Origin of the sequence: Streptococcus mitis (assembly GCF_003942795.1) — a bacterium.
Lineage (GTDB): Bacteria > Bacillota > Bacilli > Lactobacillales > Streptococcaceae > Streptococcus > Streptococcus mitis_BJ.
This window is the reverse complement of record NZ_RJNY01000007.1, coordinates 1-16072: the sequence shown is the minus strand read 5'-3', so window position 1 is coordinate 16072 and position 16072 is coordinate 1. Positions and strand designations below refer to the sequence as shown.

Genomic DNA, 16072 nt, shown 5'->3' with positions numbered 1-16072 from the left:
AAAGGTTTTTATAGTACATTTTTCTTAAAAAAAGAGAACTTTTTCTAAAATCGAGAGCAAAAAATATGCTTTTTTAAGTTTTTCTTCAGAAATCACTTGACTAAATAAAACAAAAGCTGTATAATAAGACAAAACTTTTAAACAGGAGGTTCTGGAAATGAAAAAGTCTAAGGCCAAGTATCTGACACTTGCAAGTGTCGTGTTAAGCGCAGGTATCTTACTGAGCGCATGTGGAAATTCAAGTAGCGCTACTAAAACATATAACTATGTTTATTCGAACGATCCATCTAGTTTGAACTATCTTGCAGAAAACCGTGCAACAACCAATGACATCGTGACCAATTTGGTGGATGGGTTGATGGAAAATGACCAATACGGTAACTATGTTCCATCATTGGCAGAGGATTGGACTGTTTCTCAGGACGGTTTGACCTATACTTACAAATTGCGTAAGGATGCAAAATGGTATACTTATGAGGGTGAAGAATACGCCCCTGTAACGGCCCAAGACTTTGTGACAGGTTTGAAATATGCTGCTGATAAAAAATCCGAAGCCTTGTACCTGGTTCAAGACTCTGTAGCAGGTTTGGATGACTATATCAACGGGAAAACAACTGACTTTTCAACAGTCGGTGTTAAGGCTATTGATGACCAAACAGTTCAGTATACTTTGACACGTCCTGAACCTTATTGGAATTCTAAAACAACTTCAACCATTCTCTTCCCTGTCAATGCAGACTTCCTAAAATCAAAAGGGGATGATTTTGGTAAGGTAGATCCTTCTAGCATTTTGTACAGTGGACCTTTCTTGATGAAATCGTTTGTTTCAAAATCTGTTATCGAATACAAGAAAAATCCAAATTACTGGGATGCTAAAAATGTCTTTGTGGACGATGTGAAATTGACCTACTATGACGGTAGTGACCAGGATGCCCTAGCTCGTAACTTCGTAGAAGGAGTATACAGCTACGCACTTCTCTACCCAAATAGCTCAAGCTTTGAAGGCATTAAAGAGAAGAACAAGGATAACATCATCTATAGTATGCAAAACGCAACTTCTTATTACTTGAACTTCAACTTGGACAGAAAATCTTATAACTTCACGTCTAAAACATCAGATATCGAAAAGAAATCAACCCAAGAAGCAGTTCTGAATAAAAACTTCCGTCAAGCCTTCAACTATGCTTATAACCGTACAGCCTATGGAGCACAATCTCAAGGGGAAGAAGGAGCAACAAAGATTATTCGTAACTTGGTTGTACCTCCTACGTTTGTAAGTATCAACGGAAAAGACTTTGGCGATGTTGTTTCAGAAAAGATGGTCAACTATGGCCAAGAATGGCAAGGAATCAACTTTGCAGATGCGCAAGATCCATACTACAATCCTGACAAGGCTAAGGCTAAATTTGCAGAAGCTAAGAAAGAATTGGAAGCTAAAGGTGTGCAATTCCCAATCCACTTGGATGTAACAGTTGACCAATCAGCTAAAAAAGGTGTACTTGAAGCAAGTTCTTTGAAACAATCCATCGAATCTGTTCTAGGAGCTGAGAATGTGGTTATCGATATCCAACAGCTATCAACAGATGACTTTGACAACTCTAGCTACCTCGCTCAAACTGCAGCTCAAAAAGACTTTGATATCTATAATGGCGGTTGGAGTGCGGACTACTTGGATCCATCAAGTTATCTTGATATCTTNAATGTCAATAANGGTGGTATGTTGCAAAACATTGGTCTAGAACCAGGTGAGGTCAATGACAAGGCTAAGGCAGTTGGTCTGGATACTTACACTCAAATGTTAGAAGAAGCGAACAAGGAGCAAGATCCAGCAAAACGTTATGAAAAATATGCTGAAATTCAAGCTTGGCTCGTTGATAGCGCCCTTGCAATTCCAAACGTTTCTCAGGGTGGAACACCGACCTTGAGAAAGACAGTTCCATTCTCATCACCATTCTCACAAGCTGGAAATAAGGGTGTCGAATCATACAAATACCTCAAGTTGCAAGATAAGACTGTAACGACTGATGAGTATGAAAAAGCGAAAGAAAAATGGTTGAAAGAAAAAGAAGAATCAAATAAAAAAGCCCAAGAAGAACTGGCAAAACACGTTAAATAACCAGTCTATTCAACAGGAAAAACGATAGTTTCTCAAGGAAGCTATCGTTTTTATATAGTTTGAAACTATAACTAGCTCTTGAAAAGAAGAAAATGAGTTAGTGAAAATAAGTGGTACAATAGTTACTATAGATTTGGAGGTACTGTATGAGCAAAGAACTACACATCAACACAATTTTGGCCCAGGCGGGAATCAAGTCAGATAAGGCAACAGGTGCCTTGGTGACGCCACTTCATTTTTCAACAACTTATCAGCATCCAGAGTTCGGCCAGTCTACTGGATTTGACTATACCCGTACTAAAAACCCAACTCGCAGTAAGGCGGAGGAGGTCTTGGCAGCTATTGAGTCAGCGGACTATGCCCTAGCAACGAGCTCAGGTATGGCTGCGATTGTACTGGCTTTTAGTATTTTTCCAGTAGGAAGTAAAGTCTTGGCTGTGCGCGATCTTTATGGGGGTTCTTTCCGTTGGTTCAACCAAGTGGAGCAAGAAGGCCGGTTACATTTTGCCTATGCCAATACAGAAGAAGAGCTGATTACTGAGTTAGAAAAGGATGTGGATGTTCTCTATATCGAAACGCCAACCAATCCCTTGATGTTGGAATTTGATATTGCAAAACTAGCCAAACTAGCTCATGCCAAGGGTGCCAAGGTAGTGGTGGACAATACCTTCTACAGTCCGATTTACCAACGTCCGATTGAAGATGGTGCGGATATCGTTCTTCATTCTGCCACCAAGTATCTAGCAGGGCACAATGATGTCTTAGCTGGGGTGGTTGTGACTAATAGTTTAGAACTATATGAGCAACTGTTCTACAATTTGAATACGACAGGTGCAGTCTTGTCACCGTTTGATAGTTATCAGTTAATTCGTGGTCTTAAGACCTTGTCTCTGCGTATGGAGCGTTCGACAGCCAACGCCCAAGAAGTGGTTACTTTTTTGAAGGATTCACCTGCTGTCAAGGAAGTGCTCTATACTGGACGCGGGGGTATGATTTCCTTTAAAGTAGTGGATGAAAAACGTATTCCTCATATTTTGAATAGTCTCAAGGTCTTTTCATTTGCGGAAAGTTTGGGTGGGGTAGAAAGTCTGATCACCTATCCGACAACTCAGACTCATGCGGATATTCCAGCAGAAGTGCGCCATTCCTATGGCTTAACAGATGACCTCCTGCGCTTGTCAATTGGGATTGAAGATGCTAGAGATTTGATTGCGGACTTGCGCCATGCTTTGGAAGGATAAGATAGATATGGGAAAATATGATTTTACAAGCCTGCCCAATCGTTTTGGGCATCATACCTATAAATGGAAAGAAGCAGAAGCTGACCGAGAAGTTCTACCAGCCTGGATAGCAGATATGGACTTTGTGGTTTTGCCTGAGGTTCGACGAGCTGTACAAGCCTACGCAGATCAGTTGGTCTATGGCTATACTTATGCTAGTGATGCTTTGATTCAGTCGGTTCAGGACTGGGAAGCCACACAACATGGCTATCACTTTGATAAGGATGCCCTCGTCTTTATCGAGGGAGTGGTACCGGCCATCTCAACAGCCATTCAAGCCTTTACAAAAGAAGGAGAGGCTGTTCTGATTAACACACCGGTATATCCGCCTTTTGCTCGCAGTGTCAAGTTGAATAACCGCAGATTGATTACCAATTCTTTGGTGGAAAAGGATGGAGTGTTTGAGATTGACTTTGAGCAATTGGAGAAAGACTTGGTGGAGAATGCTGTCAAACTCTATATTCTTTGCAATCCTCACAATCCTGGTGGACGTGTTTGGGAAAAGGAAGTGTTAGAAAAGATTGGTCATCTCTGCCAAAAACACGATGTTTTGTTGGTTTCAGATGAGATTCACCAAGATTTGGCCCTCTTTGGTCACAAACACCAGTCATTCAACACCATTGATCCCGCTTTTAAAGACTTTGCCCTTATTTTGAGTAGTGCCACTAAAACATTTAATATTGCTGGGACCAAAAATTCCTATGCAGTTATTGAAAATCCAAAGCTTCGTGTGGCTTTCCAAAAACGTCAGTTGGCCAATAACCAGCATGAAATCTCAGGATTGGGGTATTTGGCGACAGAAGCTGCCTACCGTTATGGTAAGGACTGGTTAGGAGAACTAAAAGAAGTTATCGAGGACCACATTAACTATGTAGTGGATGTTTTGGGCAACGAAACCAAGATTAAGGTCATGAAACCGCAAGGTACCTACTTGATCTGGCTTGATTTTTCAGCCTATGACCTAACGGATGACCGTTTGCAAGAGCTTTTGAGAAATGAAGCCAAGGTTATCTTGAACCGAGGTTTGGACTTTGGGGAGGAGGGAGCTCTTCATGCCCGCCTCAATGTGGCTATGCCGAAGTCAGTACTGGAAGAGGTTTGCCAACGCATCGTGACCACTTTTGCTACACTTTAAAAATCCAGCCTTCTAGGAGAAAAGTCTTCCTAGAAGGCTATTTTCATAGGGGAAAATGTGGTATAATGAAAAGATAAGATAAAGGGGTAACTATGGCTAAATTGATTCCAGGAAAGTTGCGCATGGAGGGTGTTACTCTCTATGAGACAGGCAAGATTGAGATTATCAAGGAAAAAGGGAATCGCCTCTATACTCGTGTGGCGGGAGAAGACTTGCGCTACAGTTTAGAGGATGATCTTGTTTTTTGTGCTTGCGATTTTTTCCAAAAAAGAGGATACTGTGTTCACCTCGCAGCGCTTGAGCATTATCTGAAGAACGATGAAGAAGGCCAGGTGATTTTACAAGCCTTAGAAAAAGGACATGAAGAGCAAGAAGAGGTCGAAACCAAGGTTAGTTTTGGTGGTAGTTTTTTGGAGCGTATTCAACCTCAGAAACGAGAGAAAATCTACACTTTATCGGCTCAAGGTCAGGTAGAAGCTGGAACCAATCGCCTCCTTTGGACTCTCCGAATCGGTTTAGTTGATAGTCAAAAATATTATGTCATTCGTGACATCCCTCTCTTTTTGAAGGTCTTGGTCCATCGAAAGCCATATATGATTGGGAAACACCATGAAAATGACTTGTCTTGGGATGCTTTTGATACAGCTAGTCAAGAAGTTCTTACTTTTTTATGTGGCTTGATTGAGGAGGGACTGAGTCAAGACCTCTTTTTCCCCAATCAAGGTCGTCACCTCTTTTTCCCTCTGAGCTTTTTTGAACAGGGAGTGGAGTTGCTGATGAATTTGGAAGATTTTCATTTCGAACATCAGATTACTAGTTATGAAAATCTTCTCTTTCATGATTTAGATCCAGATGCAGAACTGTTCTCTTTTTCCGTGCAGGAGTATCCTGATTATTTTGAGATGGAGATTTCTGAAAGTGAGCGAGTCAACGTATTCTATGGGGGAGCAGTTCTATTTCGTAAGGGGAATCTTTATCTCTTAAATCCTAAACAAATCAGCCTACTAAAGGAAATCAAGGAGCTTCCTCAGGAGGAAAGAGGGAGAAAATGCCTCCAGTTTGACAACAGTGATCGTGACCGCCTAGCCGCCTGTCTGCCTTTGTTTGGACAGCTAGGAACAGTTTCTGCTCCTGAGCGCTTACAAATACGATCCTTTTCACCAATCTTTTACTTTGATAGGGAGGATGACGGCCGCATCCGTTTGGATATCCAGTTTGACTATGGAGATGTTAAGGTGACTAGTCGCCAACAGCTGGAACAATTACCATTTTCAAGCGATGCCGTCTTGGAAAACCAGCTATTTCAAGTCTGTTTAGGGGCTGGTTTTGAGGTTGATTTTCAGTCTTGGAGACAGGCTTTGAAGCCAGAGGCAGTTTATTCTTTCTTTCACCGTACGATTCCAGCTTTTGAGAAGTTGGGTCAGGTTTTCTTGTCTGATGATATGAATCAGCTCTACAGCGTCCAATCTCCTCAGGTTCAGATTGAGTCCAAGGGAGGATTATTGGAAATCCAATTTGATTTCCAAGGGATTGCCCAAGAAGAGATTGACCAAGCTCTTAAAGCCCTGACCAGCAATCAGGATTTCTATATTAGTCCTTCTGACCAAGTGTACTTTTTTGATGAGGAAACCAAGCAGATTCGTCAAAATTTGCAGGAACTGGGGGTTGAGCTAAAAGATGGTTCTTTCAAAGCTCGAAAATCTCTGGCTTACAGTCTGTCTCAGCTTTTTGAAGGTCGAGACAGGATTTCCTTCTCGGAAGAATTTCAGCATTTAGCTCATGATTTGACCCATCCAGAGGATTTTCCTTTGGGAGATATACGGGTGCAGGCGAGTTTGAGAGACTATCAGGAAAAGGGTGTCCGTTGGCTCCAGATGCTTCATCACTATGGCTTTGGTGGCATCCTAGCCGATGATATGGGACTGGGAAAAACACTGCAAACTATTGCTTTTTTGACCAGTCAGGTGACAGAAGATAGTCGGGTCTTGATTTTGGCTCCGTCAGGTTTAATCTACAATTGGGCAGATGAATTCAGGAAATTTGCCCCACAGTTGGATTTGGCTGTCGTTCATGGTTTGAAAGCGAATCGAGAAGCGATTCTTTCTGAAAATCACCAAATCTATGTGACTAGCTATGCAACCTTTCGTCAAGACAGCGAGCTTTATCAAGAGATGGCTTTTGATTTTCTCTTCTTAGATGAGGCCCAGGTCATGAAAAATGCCCAGACTAAGATTGCTCAGAGTTTGCGCCAGTTTGTGGTGCCAGCAGTCTTTGCTTTGTCAGGTACGCCCATTGAAAACCATTTAGGAGAGTTGTGGTCTATCTTTCAAATTGTGCTTCCGGGGCTCTTGCCAAGTAAAAAGGAGTTTATGAAATTACCGGCTGAGCGAGTCGCGCAGTTTATCAAACCCTTCGTCATGAGGCGTAAGAAAGAAGAAGTTCTTACAGAACTGCCTGATCTGATCGAAGTCGTCTATAAAAATGAACTGGAAGACCAACAGAAGGCTATCTATCTAGCCCAGTTGCAACAGATGCGAGACCGCCTAGCGCAAGTGACCGATCAAGAATTCCAGAGAAGTCGGGTAGAAATTTTATCTGGTCTCATGCGTTTGCGTCAGATCTGCGATACGCCAGCTCTCTTTATGGACGATTACCAAGGAGCTAGTGGTAAATTGGATAGTCTCCGAGATTTATTGCTACAAGTGGCTGCTGGTGGGCATCGGGTCTTGATTTTCTCCCAGTTCAAAGGAATGTTGGAAAGAATCGAGCAAGAACTCCCAGACTTGGGCTTGACCTCCTTCAAAATCACAGGTTCAACTCCTGCTCAAGACAGACAGGAGATGACTAAGGCCTTTAACCAAGGGGAGAGAGATGCTTTTCTCATCTCCCTTAAGGCGGGTGGTGTTGGTCTCAATCTAACGGGAGCTGATACGGTTATTTTGGTTGACCTCTGGTGGAATCCCGCTGTCGAAGCCCAGGCTATCGGACGAGCCCACCGCATGGGACAGGAGCAGNTGGTCGAGGTCTATCGTTTGATTACTAAGGGAACCATTGAAGAAAAAATCCAAGAACTTCAAGAACAAAAGAAACATTTGGTTTCCCAAGTTTTAGATGGTACGGAGTCGCGTGCGAGTCTCAGTCTGGCAGAAATTCGTGAAATTTTGGGAATTTCTGAAGCCAGCACTTGAAAAATCAAGACAATACGCTATAATGAAGTGTTGAAAGGAAATACAAAATGAAACAAGATCGATTTCCATTGGTGTCAGATGATGAGATCATGCTGACCAAAATGCCAGTCATGGACTTGTACGATGAGTCAGACTTTATTAGCAATATCAAAGGTGATTACCGTGATAAGAACTATTTGGAATGGTCACCTATCAATGAGGAAGCAACCGTAGTTTCTCCAGTGGTTAATAAGGAGTCAAAGCCGAGCCCAGAATCTAAAAAGGTTGAAAAAACGTATGCTGAATTGGCTCGAGAAGAGGCGCGTGCGGATTTGAAGAAGAAACGTTCAGCCAAGTATTTGACTCAGGATGTTAGTCATACCAGACGACACAATGGTTCAACACTTGTTCGTCAAGGAAACCAACCAACAGCACCATTTCAAAAGGAAAATCCAGGTGAGTTTGCCAAATTTAGTAAAAACTTGAGCCAGTCTCACTATATCTTAGCTGAGGAGGTTGGCCAAGTGGTGAATCCAACTCCAAAAACCCAAACGGAAAAAGCTAAAAAGAACAACTATGATTTTCTAAAGAAGAGTCAAATATATAATAAAAAGAATAAGCAAACAGAACAGGAACGTCAGGTTGCCCAAGAGTTGAATCTGACAAGAATTACTGAGTAGGGGAGAAAAGCATGTCAAAAACATATCATTTTATTGGAATCAAGGGATCAGGGATGAGTGCCTTGGCCTTGATGTTGCACCAAATGGGACATAAGGTTCAAGGTTCAGACGTTGAAAAATATTACTTTACTCAACGTGGACTAGAGCAGGCAGGGATTGCGATTCTTCCTTTTGATGAAAAAAACCTACAAGGTGATGTAGAGATTATCGCGGGGAATGCCTTCCGTCCAGATAATAACGTTGAAATCGCCTATGCAGATCAAAATGGTATCAGCTACAAACGTTACCACGAATTCCTCGGTAGCTTTATGCGCGACTTTGTCAGCATGGGAGTGGCAGGAGCTCATGGAAAAACTTCAACAACAGGTATGCTGTCACACGTCTTGTCTCACATCACAGACACCAGCTTTTTGATCGGAGACGGGACAGGTCGCGGCTCAGCCAATGCCAAATATTTCGTCTTTGAATCAGACGAATATGAGCGTCACTTCATGCCTTACCACCCAGAATACTCTATCATCACCAACATTGACTTTGACCATCCAGACTACTTTACAAGTCTAGAGGATGTTTTCAATGCCTTTAACGACTATGCCAAACAAATTACCAAAGGTTTGTTTGTATATGGTGAGGATGCTGAGTTGCGTAAGATTACAGCCAATGCTCCAATCTATTACTATGGTTTTGAAGCTGAGAGCAATGACTTTGTAGCTAGCGATCTCCTTCGTTCAACAACTGGTTCGACCTTCACCGTTCACTTTCGTGGACAAGAATTGGGTCAATTCCATATCCCGACCTTTGGCCGTCACAATATCATGAATGCGACAGCTGTTATTGGCCTTCTTTACACAGCAGGTTTTGATTTAAACTTGGTCCGTGAACACTTGAAAACTTTTGCAGGTGTTAAGCGTCGTTTCACTGAGAAAATCGTTAATGATACAGTGATCATTGATGACTTTGCCCACCATCCAACAGAAATCATTGCAACCTTGGATGCAGCTCGTCAAAAATATCCAAGCAAGGAAATCGTGGCAATCTTCCAACCGCATACCTTTACAAGAACCATTGCCTTGTTGGACGAATTTGCCCATGCATTGAATCAAGCAGACGCCGTCTACTTAGCGCAAATCTATGGATCAGCCCGTGAGGTGGACCATGGTGATGTCAAAGTAGAAGACTTAGCCAATAAAATTAACAAGAAACACCAGGTTATCACTGTTGAAAATGTTTCTCCACTCCTAGACCATGACAATGCTGTTTATGTCTTTATGGGGGCTGGAGACATCCAAACCTATGAATATTCATTTGAACGTCTCTTGTCTAACTTGACAAGCAACGTCCAATAAGGAAAACAGATGGAAATTCCAATCATAATAAGGCAAGCTACCTTATCAGATTTAGAAGAAATGTTGGCGATTGAAGAAGCCAATCCTACATCAGAAGAGGCATTTAGTCGCCAATCCTTAGAAGAGAGTATCCGCAAGACTGCGGGTACCTTTCTTGTAGCTGGGGATGAAAATCAGCTCCTAGGCTATATTTTAGGAGAATCTCAGTATCTTCATCCCACATGGATAGAAATAAAATCATTTGCTATTCATCCTGACCATCGCGGGCAAGGCTTGGGGACCCTTCTTCTTGCTAGCTTGAAACAAGTGGCAGTGGAAGGGGGGGATGAGTATCTTCGTTTGACTTGTCCTGATGACTTGCTCTCTTATTTTGAGATGAATGACTTTGTTGAGGAAGAAGTGCCAGAAGCTTCATGCGCAAGATTTTCGGGATGGAATCTGATTTGGGCCAATCCTTTTTATCAGGAGGAAGTATGAAAATCAGACAAGCAAGATTTTCGGATTTAGATCAAATTTTAGAGATAGAGCTGGAGAATTTCTCCCTTGAAGAAGCCATTCCTCGTGCGGTCTTTGAGGCGCACTTACGTGAAATTCAGACCAGTTTTCTCGTAGCCGAAAAGGAGGGACGTATCCTTGGGTATATCGAAGGTCCAGTCGTCCCACATCGTCATCTACAAGATCAGTCCTTTACAGAAGAGATAAAAGACTATAGCCATCGACCTGGAGGTTATATCTCTGTGACCTGTCTCTCCATAGCTAAGGAGGCACAAGCCTTGGGCGTGGGGAAAAGACTGTTAAGGGCTCTGAAAGAAGTTGCTTTAGAACATGAACGAGAAGGTATTAATTTGACCTGTCATGACTATCTCATCCCTTATTATGAAAAAAATGGCTTTGTTAACGAGGGGGTATCCCAGTCAAGCTTTGCGGGTGAAAGTTGGTATGATATGGTTTGGCAACCTTGAAAAATGAGAATCATAGCTATAGAAAGGGATGTTTTGTTGCTTTTCTGTAACTTTTAAGATATAATATTATGGATTGTCAACAAGGAGGTAATGCTTTTGACTGAAAAATCAAGAGAAGAAGAAAAATTAAGCTTTAAAGAGCAGATTCTACGTGATTTAGAGAGAGTAAAAGAACAAGATAGAAAAGAGAAAGAAGTAGACATTCCAAATCTGACAGCTTCATCATCTCAAGCTAGTTCAGTAACTCCTGCAAATCCTGAATCTGATGCTTCAACAGAAGAGTTGATGGCTGATTCCCTATCTGTTGTCGATAAAATTCTAAAGAATGCGCCGAGTGTTCCTCCACTTTCGAGTGCTGAAGCTGATAAAACGGATGAAAAAGAGGATAAAGAGATTAGACAGCCTGTCATTGACAAGATTGAAGTTGTAGAATCTGAAGAACCTCTAGTAGAACCGATTCATCCAGCTGAAGAACCTGTAGTGGAGTCCGTTCAACCTAAGGTGGAACCAGTTGAACTTGAACCTGAAGAAAAAGAATTTAACGATACTCCGACCAAGATAGATGTGACTTATAAGACAGAAGAGGCCAATACATCAGTTGCTTCTTCTGAGAATAAAGCTGAAGCGCTAGCTTCAACTGGATCCTCAGACAGATTAACGGAGGAATCACGTCGTAACCGTCGCCGTAAAGGTAAAAAACCAACCAAGAAAAAGAAAAAATCAAAAGCCAAAGGTTTTCTAGTAACCTTTTTAGTCATCTTGGTGCTTGTGGCTGCTGGTGGATACTTTGGGTACGGTTATGTTCAAGACTCTTTGAAACCTGTTGATGCGAGCTCTAAGGAGTATATGACAGTTCAAATTCCAGAAGGATCAAATGTGCAACAAATTGGGAGCACTTTGGAAAAATCTGGTTTGGTCAAACATGGACTTATCTTTAGTATTTATGCTAAGTATAAGGGTTCAGACTTGAAGTCAGGTTATTACAATTTGAAGAAGAGCATGAGTACGGATGACTTGATTCAAGAATTGCAAAAAGGTGGAACTCCTGAACCTCAAGAACCAGTGCTTGCAAACTTAACTATTCCGGAAGGTTATACCTTAGAGCAAATTGCTCAGACAGTAGGTCAACTCCAAGGTGATTTTAAAGAACCTCTTACAGCGGATGCTTTCATGGCAAAAGCTCAAGATGAAACCTTCATCTCCCAACTAGTAGCCAAGTATCCAAACCTTCTTGGAAGTCTTCCAACAAAAGACAGTGGCGTTCGTTATCGCCTTGAAGGTTACCTTTTCCCAGCAACCTACACTATCAAAGACAGCACCACAGTTGAAAGCTTGATTGATGATATGTTAGCAGCTATGGACAAGGCCATGTCACCGTATTACACTACGATCAAAGAAAAGAATCTGACAGTTAATGAATTGCTCAGTATTGCTTCTCTTGTCGAAAAAGAGGGTGCTAAGACCGAAGATCGTAAATTGATTGCGGGAGTCTTCTATAACCGCTTGAATCTTGGTATGCCACTTCAAAGCAACATTGCTATCTTGTATGCTGAAGGAAAACTTGGCCAAAAGATTAGCTTGGCTGATGATACTGCAATTGATACTACGATTGATTCACCTTATAATGTTTATACACATCTTGGCCTCATGCCCGGCCCAGTTGATAGTCCAAGCCTCGATGCTATTGAAGCAAGTGTAAATCAGACAAAGAGTGAGTACTTATACTTTGTAGCTAATGTTGAAGACGGTAAAGTGTACTTTGCAACGACAAAAGAAGAGCATGACCAAAACGTTGCAGAACATATCAATAGTAAATTAACACAATCAAGTAGTTCAAACTAAAATTATGTGGTTTTCCACATAATTTTGTTTTAAAAAAGTAATAGAAAAGAAAGTTGAAAAAATGGCAGAAAAAACTTACCCAATGACCCTTGAAGAAAAGGAAAAACTAGAAAAAGAATTAGAGGAGTTGAAACTCGTTCGACGTCCCGAAGTCGTAGAGCGTATCAAGATTGCTCGTTCCTATGGAGACCTTTCAGAAAATAGTGAATATGAAGCAGCAAAAGATGAACAAGCTTTTGTTGAAGGTCAAATTTCAAGTCTAGAAACAAAAATTCGCTATGCTGAAATTGTCAATAGCGATGCGGTTGCCCAAGATGAGGTAGCAATCGGTAAGACAGTAACAATCCAAGAAGTCGGTGAAGACGAAGAAGAGGTCTACATCATCGTTGGTTCTGCAGGTGCAGATGCTTTTGCTGGTAAAGTATCAAATGAAAGTCCGATTGGCCGTGCTTTGATTGGCAAGAAGACTGGTGATACTGCAACGATTGAAACACCAGTTGGTAGTTATGATGTCAAAATCTTAAAGGTTGAAAAAACAGCCTAAATAGAATGAAAACGGAGTAGTGGAGGTCTTGACTTGCTCAACTCCTTTTTGATTTTTTGAATAAATAGGAGACTATATGAATTCAAATAAGAAAAAAAATAAAATGGAGCGTGGTTTAACCAATCGCCATGTTCAGGTGATGGCCATTGCGGGGACAATCGGAACAGGACTTTTCCTAGGTGCTGGTCGTTCTATCAGCCTTACTGGACCTTCTATCATCCTGATTTACATGATTNCAGGAGCCTTTATGTTTTTGATGATGAGGGCTGTTGGGGAGATGCTATATCAGGATCCAGAACAACATACTTTTATCAACTTTATCACCCGTCATTTGGGGAAAGGCTGGGGGTATTTCTCTGTTTGGTCTTATTGGTTGTCTGTTGTCTTTATCGGTATGGCAGAAATCACTGCGATTTCGCATTATGTTCAGTTTTGGTTTCCTTCTTGGCCTAGTTGGTTGATTCAGATTGTTTTTTTAACGATTTTGGCTTTGGTCAATCTGATTGCGGTTAAGCTCTTTGGAGAAGTCGAGTTTTGGTTTGCTATGGTTAAGATTGTGGCTATTTTAGCTATGATTGCAACAGGGGTCTTTATGGTCTTGACAGGATTTGAAACACCATATGGTGCCGCAAGTCTGGCAAATATCAGCAATCAATTCTCTCTTTTCCCAAATGGAGTCATGAACTTTGTCATGGCCTTTCAAATGGTATTTTTTGCCTATCTGATGATTGAATTTATCGGAGTGACAACCTCTGAAACGAAGAATCCTCGTCAGGTTTTGCCAAAAGCAGTTAAAGAAATTCCTCTCCGAATTGTCTTCTTCTATGGTNGTGCTCTATTAGCCATTATGTCTATTATTCCCTGGAGAGAACTTGCTTCTTCAGATTCACCATTTGTAACGGTTTTTGAGCTAGCAGGTATCAAGTGGGCGGCAGCTCTGATTAACTTCGTCGTTTTGACGTCGGCCGCATCTGCTCTTAATTCGACCCTCTATTCAACAGGGCGACACCTCTACCAGATTGCCCATGATTCACCCAATCGCTTCTTAAAAGCGATCAAGGCAGATACTCTTTCTCGCCATAATGTTCCACAAAATGCTATTATTGCTTCAGCAATCTTAATTGCTCTGGCTGCCTTTATCAATGTTTTGCCAGGTGTTTCCGATGCCTTTGCTTTGATTACGGCGTCTTCATCAGGTGTTTACATCGCGATTTATATCTTGATCATGGTGGCTCATCTCAAATACCGCAAGTCACAAGACTTCATGGCGGATGGCTACCTCATGCCCCATTATCGTTTTCTAAATCCTTTAACCATGCTCTTCTTTATCTTTGTCTTTGTAACCCTCTTTTTACAAGAATCTACCTTTATGGGAGCAATTGGTTCAGCTATCTGGATTATCGGTTTCGGAATTTATAGTCAGTGGAAATTTAGAAAATAACTTATGAACTCATCAACTCAGCTTGGTGAGTTTTTTTCTAGTTTGACAGTCTATTGAAATAAGATTATAATCAAGCTGTAGCAGTTTATTAGGAGGTTTGGATGCACGTTAGATTGGAAAATAAAGCGTCCCAGAAAGCGCAAGAAATAGGAAATTTGATTCGTGCTTATAATCGTTCCAAAAGAGAAGAGGCTGAAAGCGAGCCCCTGAACCTTTATGTTGAAGATGAAAAGGGCAATCTCATGGCGGGCTTAGTAGCTGAGACTTTCGGAAATTGGTTGGAAATCGAGTATTTGTTTGTGAAAGAGGAATTGCGAGAACAGGGAATCGGTTCAAAACTATTGCAACAGGCAGAAAGTGAAGCTAAGAATCGAAACTGTCGTTTTGCTTTTGTCAATACTTACCAGTTTCAGGCGCCAGATTTTTATAAAAGACATGGCTACAAGGAAGTCTTTACCTTGCAAGACTATCCCTATACAGGACAAAGATACTATTACCAAAAGGATTTGTAAGCTGAATATGAAAGTATAAAGCAAAGAGGAAATCTTCACATCACTATGGAGGTGGGCTAATGGATATCATACTAGATATGGGCAACGTTTTATTAGAATGGAACAAGGATAAAATTTTACAAGGTGTTTCGGATACGAAGGAAGGATATTTGGTTTTAGATAAGGCCATTTTTCAGTCGGGACTTTGGGAAAGATTAGATCTTGGAACCATGACGAGAGAAGAGTTGGTGCTTAAAGTTGTGTCAATGATTGGCAGGACCTATCAAAAGAAGGTCGAAGAAGTTATCTGGAATTGGCCTAGCTACATTGACATTTATAGGGAAGTCTTTCCTGTCTTGTCAGAACTAAAGAAAAAGGGGCATCGCATCTTTGTCTTGTCCAATACCTCAAAGGTATTTTATGACTTGCTGGAAGAGCAACTATCTCCTTTAAAAGAACTTTTAGATGGCTTTGTCTTATCCTGTGATATAAAAGCTATAAAGCCTGATTTGGCAATGTTTAAGGGGATTCTCGAAAAATATCAGCTAGATCCCGCAAATTGTGTCTTTCTAGACGATATTGAGGACAATACAATCGCAGCTCAGAAATTGGGCATCAAGGCCTATCAGGTCAAGAAAAGAAGTGATGTCGTTGATATTTTGAAATCCTATATTTAAACACAACACTCTCTATTTTTTGTGGTAGAGAGTTTTTTGTTAATAGAAAGCCATTTAATTTTCCTTAACAGATTAATTATATTATTTCTTTACGTTCAAAAAATTCTATGCTATACTTAGGGTGCATAATAGAAAAATATTAGTCGGGGGCTAAATTATTGAAGTCGAATTTAGTAGATAAAATAAAAGAAAAAGAAATTGATTACTGGGACTTTAAAAATGTAACTGCTTCAGGTATACATANAATTAGTGCTTATCCAGCTACGATGGTTCCTGATATGCAATATGAATTAATTAAACTAATTAAAAGTGAAGATTCATCTATTACAAATATTCTTGATCCTTTTCATGGTTCTGGAACAACACTAGTAGAGGGCGAAAAGAATAACCT

13 protein-coding genes and 1 pseudogene are annotated in these 16072 nt (G+C 41.0%); all 14 read left to right on the top strand.

The features are described from left to right. Window positions 1-157: 157 nt before the first annotated feature. Window positions 158-2116, top strand: a complete 1959-nt coding sequence (locus tag D8847_RS04405; RefSeq protein ID WP_125840742.1) for a peptide ABC transporter substrate-binding protein — start codon at window positions 158-160, stop codon at window positions 2114-2116. A 146-nt stretch (window positions 2117-2262) separates the two neighbouring features. Beyond that, the gene (locus tag D8847_RS04400) at window positions 2263-3357 is read left to right on the top strand and encodes a cystathionine gamma-synthase (protein WP_125840741.1); all 1095 of its coding nucleotides are present in this window, start codon (window positions 2263-2265) and stop codon (window positions 3355-3357) included. A 7-nt stretch (window positions 3358-3364) separates the two neighbouring features. Further along, on the top strand, window positions 3365-4531 hold the full coding sequence (locus D8847_RS04395) for a MalY/PatB family protein (protein ID WP_125840740.1): 1167 nt from the start codon (window positions 3365-3367) through the stop codon (window positions 4529-4531). A gap of 92 nt (window positions 4532-4623) precedes the next feature. Beyond that, on the top strand, window positions 4624-7719 hold the full coding sequence (locus D8847_RS04390) for a DEAD/DEAH box helicase (protein WP_125840739.1): 3096 nt from the start codon (window positions 4624-4626) through the stop codon (window positions 7717-7719). A gap of 47 nt (window positions 7720-7766) precedes the next feature. After that, window positions 7767-8378 carry a cystathionine gamma-synthase gene (locus D8847_RS04385; RefSeq protein ID WP_125840738.1) on the top strand — a complete coding sequence of 204 codons (612 nt, stop codon included), beginning with the start codon at window positions 7767-7769 and terminating at the stop codon, window positions 8376-8378. Between the two features lie 11 nt (window positions 8379-8389). Next, complete coding sequence (gene murC / locus D8847_RS04380) at window positions 8390-9724, top strand: UDP-N-acetylmuramate--L-alanine ligase (protein ID WP_125397806.1); 1335 nt, start codon at window positions 8390-8392, stop codon at window positions 9722-9724. Window positions 9725-9733: 9 nt separating this feature from the next. Beyond that, window positions 9734-10201, top strand: a complete 468-nt coding sequence (locus D8847_RS04375) for a GNAT family N-acetyltransferase (RefSeq protein WP_125840737.1) — start codon at window positions 9734-9736, stop codon at window positions 10199-10201. Then, entirely contained in the window at window positions 10198-10686 is a 489-nt protein-coding gene (locus D8847_RS04370; RefSeq protein WP_125840736.1) for a GNAT family N-acetyltransferase, read from the top strand. Before D8847_RS04375 ends, D8847_RS04370 begins: the two co-directional genes overlap by 4 nt. 90 nt (window positions 10687-10776) lie before the next feature. After that, window positions 10777-12528, top strand: a complete 1752-nt coding sequence (gene mltG, locus D8847_RS04365) for an endolytic transglycosylase MltG (protein WP_125840735.1) — start codon at window positions 10777-10779, stop codon at window positions 12526-12528. Window positions 12529-12589: 61 nt separating this feature from the next. Continuing rightward, the gene (gene greA / locus D8847_RS04360; protein WP_000818765.1) at window positions 12590-13072 is read left to right on the top strand and encodes a transcription elongation factor GreA; all 483 of its coding nucleotides are present in this window, start codon (window positions 12590-12592) and stop codon (window positions 13070-13072) included. A gap of 76 nt (window positions 13073-13148) precedes the next feature. Then, entirely contained in the window at window positions 13149-14513 is a 1365-nt protein-coding gene (locus D8847_RS04355) for an amino acid permease (RefSeq protein WP_185757920.1), read from the top strand. Window positions 14514-14614: 101 nt separating this feature from the next. After that, window positions 14615-15025: a GNAT family N-acetyltransferase gene (locus D8847_RS04350; RefSeq protein WP_125840734.1), complete on the top strand. Its 411-nt coding sequence runs from the start codon at window positions 14615-14617 to the stop codon at window positions 15023-15025. Window positions 15026-15084: 59 nt separating this feature from the next. Then, the gene (locus D8847_RS04345) at window positions 15085-15681 is read left to right on the top strand and encodes an HAD family hydrolase (protein ID WP_125840733.1); all 597 of its coding nucleotides are present in this window, start codon (window positions 15085-15087) and stop codon (window positions 15679-15681) included. A gap of 158 nt (window positions 15682-15839) precedes the next feature. Then, window positions 15840-16072, top strand: a pseudogene (locus D8847_RS04340) (site-specific DNA-methyltransferase); the annotation flags it as partial.